Origin of the sequence: Azonexus sp., from assembly GCF_036170495.1 — a bacterium.
GTDB lineage: Bacteria > Pseudomonadota > Gammaproteobacteria > Burkholderiales > Rhodocyclaceae > Azonexus.
Genome location: NZ_JAVHPH010000013.1, coordinates 1 through 7,227, shown reverse-complemented (window position 1 = coordinate 7,227; position 7,227 = coordinate 1). Strand labels below are relative to the sequence as shown.

The 7,227-nt window shown below is 59.1% G+C and carries 8 protein-coding genes; 3 read left to right on the top strand and 5 right to left on the bottom strand.

Going from position 1 to position 7,227, the window contains the following annotated elements; genetic code table 11:
* The 5 genes from ADADOO_RS00535 to nosZ form a co-directional block, all read right to left on the bottom strand.
* A partial coding sequence (locus ADADOO_RS00535; protein WP_511274211.1) for a right-handed parallel beta-helix repeat-containing protein occupies window positions 1–1,015 on the bottom strand: 1,015 nt, incomplete at its 3' end.
* Between the two features lie 5 nt (window positions 1,016–1,020).
* Complete coding sequence (locus tag ADADOO_RS00530; RefSeq protein ID WP_511274210.1) at window positions 1,021–1,995, bottom strand: hypothetical protein; 975 nt, start codon at window positions 1,993–1,995, stop codon at window positions 1,021–1,023.
* A gap of 80 nt (window positions 1,996–2,075) precedes the next feature.
* Window positions 2,076–2,813, bottom strand: a complete 738-nt coding sequence (locus ADADOO_RS00525; protein ID WP_511274209.1) for a c-type cytochrome — start codon at window positions 2,811–2,813, stop codon at window positions 2,076–2,078.
* A gap of 91 nt (window positions 2,814–2,904) precedes the next feature.
* On the bottom strand, window positions 2,905–3,210 hold the full coding sequence (locus ADADOO_RS00520; protein ID WP_511274208.1) for a c-type cytochrome: 306 nt from the start codon (window positions 3,208–3,210) through the stop codon (window positions 2,905–2,907).
* An 85-nt stretch (window positions 3,211–3,295) separates the two neighbouring features.
* Window positions 3,296–5,584, bottom strand: a complete 2,289-nt coding sequence (gene nosZ, locus ADADOO_RS00515; RefSeq protein WP_511274207.1) for a Sec-dependent nitrous-oxide reductase — start codon at window positions 5,582–5,584, stop codon at window positions 3,296–3,298.
* 198 nt (window positions 5,585–5,782) lie between these two features.
* On the opposite strand from nosZ, the gene ADADOO_RS00510 reads away from it, so the two are divergent.
* The 3 genes from ADADOO_RS00510 to ADADOO_RS00500 form a co-directional block, all read left to right on the top strand.
* The gene (locus tag ADADOO_RS00510) at window positions 5,783–6,253 is read left to right on the top strand and encodes a hypothetical protein (RefSeq protein WP_511274206.1); all 471 of its coding nucleotides are present in this window, start codon (window positions 5,783–5,785) and stop codon (window positions 6,251–6,253) included.
* Window positions 6,254–6,856 carry an SCO family protein gene (locus ADADOO_RS00505; protein WP_511274205.1) on the top strand — a complete coding sequence of 201 codons (603 nt, stop codon included), beginning with the start codon at window positions 6,254–6,256 and terminating at the stop codon, window positions 6,854–6,856.
* Between the two features lie 14 nt (window positions 6,857–6,870).
* The coding region (locus tag ADADOO_RS00500; protein WP_511274204.1) for a copper chaperone PCu(A)C at window positions 6,871–7,227 on the top strand (357 nt) is incomplete at its 3' end.

The window sequence follows — 7,227 nt, the reverse complement described above, 5'->3', positions numbered from 1 at the left end:
TGCCGCCGGTTTCGCTGTTGAACAGGATGCCAACGCCGTTGTAGGCGAAGCGGTTGCCGCGGATCTCGATGGTACTGTCGGGCTCGAAAGGCGAGAGATCGGAGCCGATGCCGATGCCGCAATAAATCAGTTCGTTGTTTTCGATCACGGTGCCTGACGACTCCTTGAAACCGATGGCCATGCCCGTGGCGCCCGTGGCGTGCGAAATGATGTTGTGGCGGACGACGCCGCCAGCGGTGTACATGAAATAGACGCCGACCGCGTTGTCGTAGAAGGCGTTGCCTTCGACGACGTTGTCGTTGGCGAACATGAAGTGGATGGAGTAGCGGCTGCGCTTGCCGACGTTGTTGCGATAGACGTTGCGGTGCGAGTACCAGGCGACCATGTCGCGCGAATCGATGACCTCGTTGCCTTCAATCAGGTTGTCGTTGCTGTACCACAAGCGCAGGCCGTCGCCGCGCACACCCAGTTCGCGGTCCTTGGAACGGATGTGGTTATTGCGGATGATATTGTGGTTGGATTGCTTGAGGTCGAGGCCGAACAGGCAGTTGTCAGCGACGACGTTCTCGATGACGTTGTGGTCGCCCCGCACATCGAGGCAGGAGTCGTCGCTGTCGTGTGAGTCACCGGAACCGGTCAGATGAATGCCGCGAATGACTGCGTTGCTGGCGTCGAGCATCATGACCGTGCCGCGGTCACCGGAATCGATGGTGACCTGGCCGCCACCATCGATGGTGAGTGGTTTGTTGATGGTGACCGGGCCGGCGTAGCTGCCGGCCGGCGGCTTGATGATGGCACCGGGTTCGGCCTGGTCGATCAGCGCCTGAAAGGGCTTCAGGCCATGCACCCGCTTGTCGCGTTCGCTCAGCATGAAGGTCGGTTTCGGACGGTCGACATTGGCACGAGCCCCCATGCCGGCCGGTGCATCGGTCTGCGGCTCGGTTTTGCCGGTGGTCAGGACCAGCAGGAGCGTAGTGGCCAGGCTGAGCCGGGCCAGTTGGTGCAGGCGGCTCACGTGGCTTACTCGGCGCCGCCTTCGCGCAACTGTTTGCGGCGGATGAGCAGGGCCAGCATCATGCAGACGAAGATCGCGACGAGCAGGCCATAGCCCCAGTACGGGTAGGAGAAGGTCGAGAACTGGGCGACCTTGCCTTCGCCGAAGACGGTGGGCATGAAGGGCTTGACGGTGAAGGCGCCCCACGGGTGCATGTTGTGGCCGAAGAACCACAGCCAGCCAGCGTAGGTGATGACAAAGAAGACCGGGAGCAGGGCGGGGACCAGCGCCAGCAGGAGCTGGAAGGGTTTGATTTTGGCGGTACCGGCAATGACGATGGCCATCACCGCGATGAGGCCGAAGATGACGATTTTCGAGACGTTGCGGACGTTGTCGCCCCAGGCTCTGATGCGGTCCATGTCCTTGAAGAAAGAGCCGGATTCGTGCATGTAGTCCTGGACGTGGCTTTCGAGGTGGCCAAGCATGAACTGGTCGACCAGCATCCAGGCGGCAACGGCAGCGAAACCGGCGCTCAATATCAAAATTCGCGGTTTTTTCCGGTTGACCGTGAAAGCCAGCATCATCACGGCAAAGAAACCGAAGAAGAACTTGGCCAGCGGCTTTTCGACCGGTGCGCCGGTGGCGATCGGGAACATGCCGACGTAGTGGTTGATGGTGTTCATTTCATGGACGCAGTCGAGGCCTTCGGCGCCCTTGTCGACGTTCTTGGCGGCGTCGGTAATTGGGTTGTAGCGCTCGTCGGTAGCTTCCAGGTCTTTTTGGATGATCTCGTTGCCCATCCGGGTGCTCTTGCCGGCAGCCGTGCAGCCGTTATAAACGCCATCGAAATGGAAATGGATGCGGATGCCATCAGGGAAGGCGTCGGCCGGGTAATTCGGGGCGGTCAGGGATACCCACCAGATCGGGGCGAAGTAGGCAGCGACCAGGCAGATTAGCGAAATCACGGTCAGGCCGCCGATGATTTTGTTTTGTTTTTCCATTTTGCTGTTCTCTGTTGTGTGTCAGCGATTGGCGGGCGAGGTTGCCCACACGGGGCGGGCAACCGGCTTGGTCCGCCTGATCAGCGCTTGGCGCCGGCCTTCGGCTTGCACATTTTGCCCGCCATTTGCATGCTGGACTGGTAAGCTGAAATGGCAACCAGTTGCTGGTCGTTGTATTTCTTGATGATCTTGACCATGTCCGGATTGGCGTTGCGGCGAACGCCGTCGCGAATCGCTGTCATCTGGCGCAGCAGGTACTTGTAGTGCTGGCCGGCAATAACCGGGTAGAACTTGGCCGAGTCACCCTGGCCGTTGGCGCCATGGCAATCCTTGCATTCCTTTTCATAAAGGGTCCTGCCGTCGGCAATCTGCTTGGCGGCGTCGGCCCCTTCATAGTGGCCGTGGTCGAGCGGGACGCATAAGGTCTGGATGAAAGCGGCGGTGTCGGCCAGCTCCTGCGGCTGGGTCATCGCTTCCTTGGCGAACGGGTACATGGTCGGGTTGTCGCGGGTGCCTTCGCGGATGTCGGCAATCTGCTTGATCAGCACCGTGGCGTGCTGGCCAGCGAGTTGCGGGAAGGTGCCGTCCGGGCGTCCGGCGCCGGAAGGCAGGTGGCAGGCACCACAGACTTCATAGGTATCAGCCCCGTTTTTGGGGTCACCCTTGAGTTTGAGTGCCTCAACTTTTTCGCCCTCCTGGGCATTCCATTTGTAGCCCTGGCTTTCGATACCGGCTTTTTTCGGGGCCGGAGCCTGGGCGAACGCAGCGGTGGCCGGGATCAAGCCGGCGATGAGGGCCAATAGCAGAGTTTTTTTCATGGTGTTGTCCTTGTCTTGATTGCTGATGGAACCGAGTGTAGGTCGGTGTCCATCAGTATTCATTGATATGTACCAATTATTTATTGATCACTTATTTCAGGCCGGAAAGGTAAACGGCGATGGCCTTGATTTCTGCATCGTCGACCAGATGCATGACGCCTTTCATGGCCGCAGTCTGGCCGTTGTTGCGAGCGCCGCTCTTGATGTCCTTCATCTGCTCCTCGATGTAGGCGGCGTTCTGGCCGGCTAGCCTCGGGTAATTCGGCAGCAGCGGCGTCTTGGCATCCTTGCCGTGGCATGCGGTACAGGTCTTCTCTTTGTACAGGGCGGCGCCATCGGCGGCAAAGGCGGAGCTGGCGACGATCGCGGCAGCGATGAATGTCATTGTAAATTTCATGGGTATTTCCTCCTGAATGTGAAACGGGGAACAGATTGAGGCTGTTCCCCGTTTAATGCCTTAAGTCAGATCAAGGCTTTTTTGCTTATTTGACCTTCTTGGCGCCGTTTTGCTCAAGGTAGGTCTTGGCCCGCAGGCCGATGTCGGCGGCCTTGACTTGGTATTGCCAGGTCTGCTCGGTCCACAATGCAGCCTGGTTCCAGTCCTTCTTGCCGGCAGCGGCGTCAGCCTTTTCCTTGGTACCCTTGATCTTGTTCAGTTGGTCGACTGCGTCGTCCATCAGATTCACGACATCCGGGAAGTCCTTGTAATTGACGCTGGTGATGTAGGCGACCACCGAGTCGATCACGGCTTGCGTGTCGGCGACCTTCTTGACCTGCGCCTTGTAGTCGGCTTCGGTGTAGGTTGTGCCGCTGGAGGCGGTTGCCGTTTTGCTCGGCTTCCAGCCCTTCGGTTTGATCAACAGGTAACCTTGCATTTCAAGGTGCAGCGCCGAGCAAAATTCCGTGCAGTAGTACGGATAGACGCCTTCCTTGTCCGCCTTGAACTTGACCGTCACGGTCTTGCCCGGTTCGGCCGAGGCGTGCACGTTGAAGGTCGAGACGGTGAAGCCGTGGGTCTCGTCCTGCGCCCGTTCCAGATTGGTCAGGTGGATGGTGATCTCGTCGCCGACTTCGGCTTCGATGGTTTCCGGGGTGATGTGCGAACGGATCAGCGTGCCGAAGACTTCGATCTTGTTGCCCTTCTTGTCGGTGTGTTCTTCACCGGCGCGAACGGCCCCAGGGTTGTGCTCGTCGGTGCGGCTGTTGGTGCCGACCTTGTAGCGGACGCCCGGCTTCAGCTTGGCGGCTTCGATGGCAACCACGTAGTGCGGCTCGCCGAGCGGAATCGGCATGTCGTACAGGAGTTGCATCTTGTCGTTGCTAATGTCGATCAGTTGGTGGTTCTGCGGCTCAAGTGGGCCAACCGGGTTGAAGCGGTCGATCGCCAGCTTGTTCATCGCCACCAGGTAGTGACCCTTCGGATCGGCCGAATCGCCTTCCATCGTCATCAAGTGACCGATGTTGTAATGGATGGAGATCTTGTCGAGTACCTTGCCTTCGCAGTAGTTCCACTTGGCGACTTGGCTGTCCACGTAGAGCGAGGTGTAGGCAATACAGGGCTTGGAGTCATATTGCGTGTGCAAAGGGCCAAGGCCGAGCTGGACCTGGGTATGCAGCGCATCCTTCATGGCGATGACCGGAATGCCGTACGGGTCCTTCGATTCGAACTTGCCGGCCTTGATGGCGGCCTGGATCTTCTCGAAGGAATAGACGGAAACGTGGGTGTCGAGCTTGCCAGCGACGGTCAGGAGCTTGCCGTCCGGGGTGACGTCGACGCCGTGCGGCGACTTCGGTTCGGGGACGAGGAAGAGAATGCCTTCTTTGATCGCCGTTTCCATCATCAGCACGTTGTGGCCGTTGATCTTCTTGGCCTTGCCGGCAGCAACCAGTTCGGCCGCCTTCTTCCAGTTGATCACGTGCAGATAGTCGGTGTCCTTGGCGGAGCAACCGGCTTCATACGGTGGACGCCCCTGTTCGATGCCGCCGACGTAACGCTCGGAACAGAAGGAGTTGGTGAAGGACCAGCCGTCGGACGGGCCTTTGCCGGCGTCGGACAAATCCTGCGAGTAAGGCGGCAGTTCGAGCGAGAAGGACTGCTTCGGATCAATGCGCCCAGCCTTGCGGTCGAATTTCCAGTAGGTGATGCCGCCGCGATATTTGTCGTTGAATTCTTCGAGCGGGAAGAATTTCTTGTTCTCGAGCGGGGAGGCGTACTGGGCGGCTTCGATGATGTAATCGGTGTTCTGCGTGACGAAGGCGCCGCCGTGTTCCGACTTGAAGATCGGGTTGACCACGATCTGCTTGGTTTCGAAGTCACGCAGGTCGATGACGGCGAGGCGCGGATTAGCCTTGTCGTTAATGAACAGGAACTGGCCGTCGTACTTGCCCTGGGTTTCCGAGATGGCCGGGTGGTGCGTGTCGCCCCAGTTGATTTCCTTGCCATCGATATTGCCCTGGCGCAGCACGGCCTTGGATTCTTCATCGAAGCCGTAGCCTTGCCACGGTTCCGGCGTAAACACGCCGATGTATTTCAGGATGCGCATGGACGGAATGCCATACACGATGATTTGGCCGGACTGTCCGCCCGAGCTGAAGGCGACGAATTCGTCGCGCTTGCCAGTCGGGACGTAGGTCTTGGAGGCAGCCAGCAGATCCTGTTGGCTGAGATTCCGACGCTTCATCACGTCCTGCAGCGATTCGGCTGACCACGCCGTTGCTGCGAAACCGGCTGCCAGTAGCAGTGCGGTAGATTTCACTACAAATTTTTTCATCTCGATTTCTCCCATGAGCACCAGAAGCAAAAAACTTCCATTCCCCCATTGCCGCCTGCGACAGAGTGTCACTGCGACAATTTGCCGCACACTGTATTCCGGGCAGACTGTGAAAGAATTGATGTCTGCTAAATCTAAACAGACCCATTCGGCGAAAATGCCCTGATCCAAAATGAATCAAGGTCCACAAGCAAACCTGTGAACAAGAAAATACTGATAGACGTCATTGGTCTGGAATTGATCGCGCTGGTCGTTGTCGTTGGCTACAAGTTGTCGCCGATGCTGTTGCCGAAAGCCGACGTTACCGTTCAGCCCGATCCCGTCTGCAATCTGCAACGCGAAGCGTGCACCGTGCAGCTGCCGTCCGGCGGCAATGTCACCCTGGCGATGGGCACGCGCCCGGTACCGTTGGTCAAGCCATTCGAAGTTCAGGTAGAGACCAGCGGCTTTTCCCCGGCCCGCGTCGAGGTCGATTTCTCCGGTATCGACATGAACATGGGCTATAACCGGCCGCAGCTGACGGCCCGTGGCGCTGGACGCTATGCCGCCGAGGTGACCTTGCCGGTCTGCATCACCGGCAGCATGGACTGGCAGGCGACGGTGCTCGTCGAAACCGGCAGCGAGCGGGTGGCGATTCCATACCGTTTTTCGACCGGGGAGTCGCACTAAATGGCTGAACGCATCTTGATGGCAATGGCCGGTTTGCTGGCCGCGCTGATTCTCGGCGTTGTCCTCTTTTGGCAGCCGGAAATGCCCGAGCGGCCGTTGCCCAAGGCGGTCATCGCGGCCGGCGGCGATTTCACGTTGCAGTCGGCGAGCGGCCCGGTGGCGCTCCACGACTATCGCGGCAAACTGGTCCTCGTCTATTTTGGCTACACCTACTGTCCGGACATCTGCCCGACCTCGCTGGCCGCGACGGCCGAAGGCCTCAAGCAGCTGATGCCCGAAGAACTGGCCAGGGTGGCGATGATCTTCGTCTCGGTCGACCCGAAACGCGATACGCCCGAGCGCCTCAAGGAATACGCTGAATTTTTCCATCCGGCCATCGTCGGCGTCACCGGCACGCCGGAAAACATCGCCGAAATCGCCAAGCGCTACGGCGTGTTCTACGCCGAACAGAAGATCGAGACAGCCGGTGGCGGCTACGTCGTAGATCACTCGGCCGATACCTTCATCATCGCCCCGGACGGCCAACTGGTTGGCAAGATGGTCCACGCCACGCCGCCCGATCAGGTCGTCGTCGCCATTCGCAAATACTTGAACCAACCTTGAAGGAGAGTAAGTCCATGAAACAACTGTCCCTGCTTGCAGCCAGCCTGATGTTCTCGGCCGGCGTCCTGGCCGGCGCCGCCGACAACGTGTCGGTTCAGGATCCGTATGTCCGCCTGGCCCCGCCCAACGCCCCAGCCACCGGCGCCTTCATGGTCATCAAGAACAACGGTGACAAGGACGTCAAAGTGGTCAAGGCCGACAACCCGGTCTCCAAAGTCACCGAACTGCACACCCACCTCAACGAAGGCGGCGTTATGAAAATGCGCCCGGTGCCGAGTATCGACATCAAGGCCAAGGGCGAAGCCGTGCTCAAGCCGGGCGGCCTGCACGTCATGATGATCGACCTCAAGGCGCCGATGAAAGAAGGCGAC

What these genes read in the sequence shown, in the direction of transcription:
- nosZ (WP_511274207.1), bottom strand. Translation starts at nt 5,584, where the DNA reads ATGAAAAAATTTGTAGTGAAATCTACCGCACTGCTACTGGCAGCCGGT.
- ADADOO_RS00520 (WP_511274208.1), bottom strand. Translation starts at nt 3,210, where the DNA reads ATGAAATTTACAATGACATTCATCGCTGCCGCGATCGTCGCCAGCTCC.
- ADADOO_RS00505 (WP_511274205.1), top strand. Translation starts at nt 6,254, where the DNA reads ATGGCTGAACGCATCTTGATGGCAATGGCCGGTTTGCTGGCCGCGCTG.
- ADADOO_RS00530 (WP_511274210.1), bottom strand. Translation starts at nt 1,995, where the DNA reads ATGGAAAAACAAAACAAAATCATCGGCGGCCTGACCGTGATTTCGCTA.
- ADADOO_RS00525 (WP_511274209.1), bottom strand. Translation starts at nt 2,813, where the DNA reads ATGAAAAAAACTCTGCTATTGGCCCTCATCGCCGGCTTGATCCCGGCC.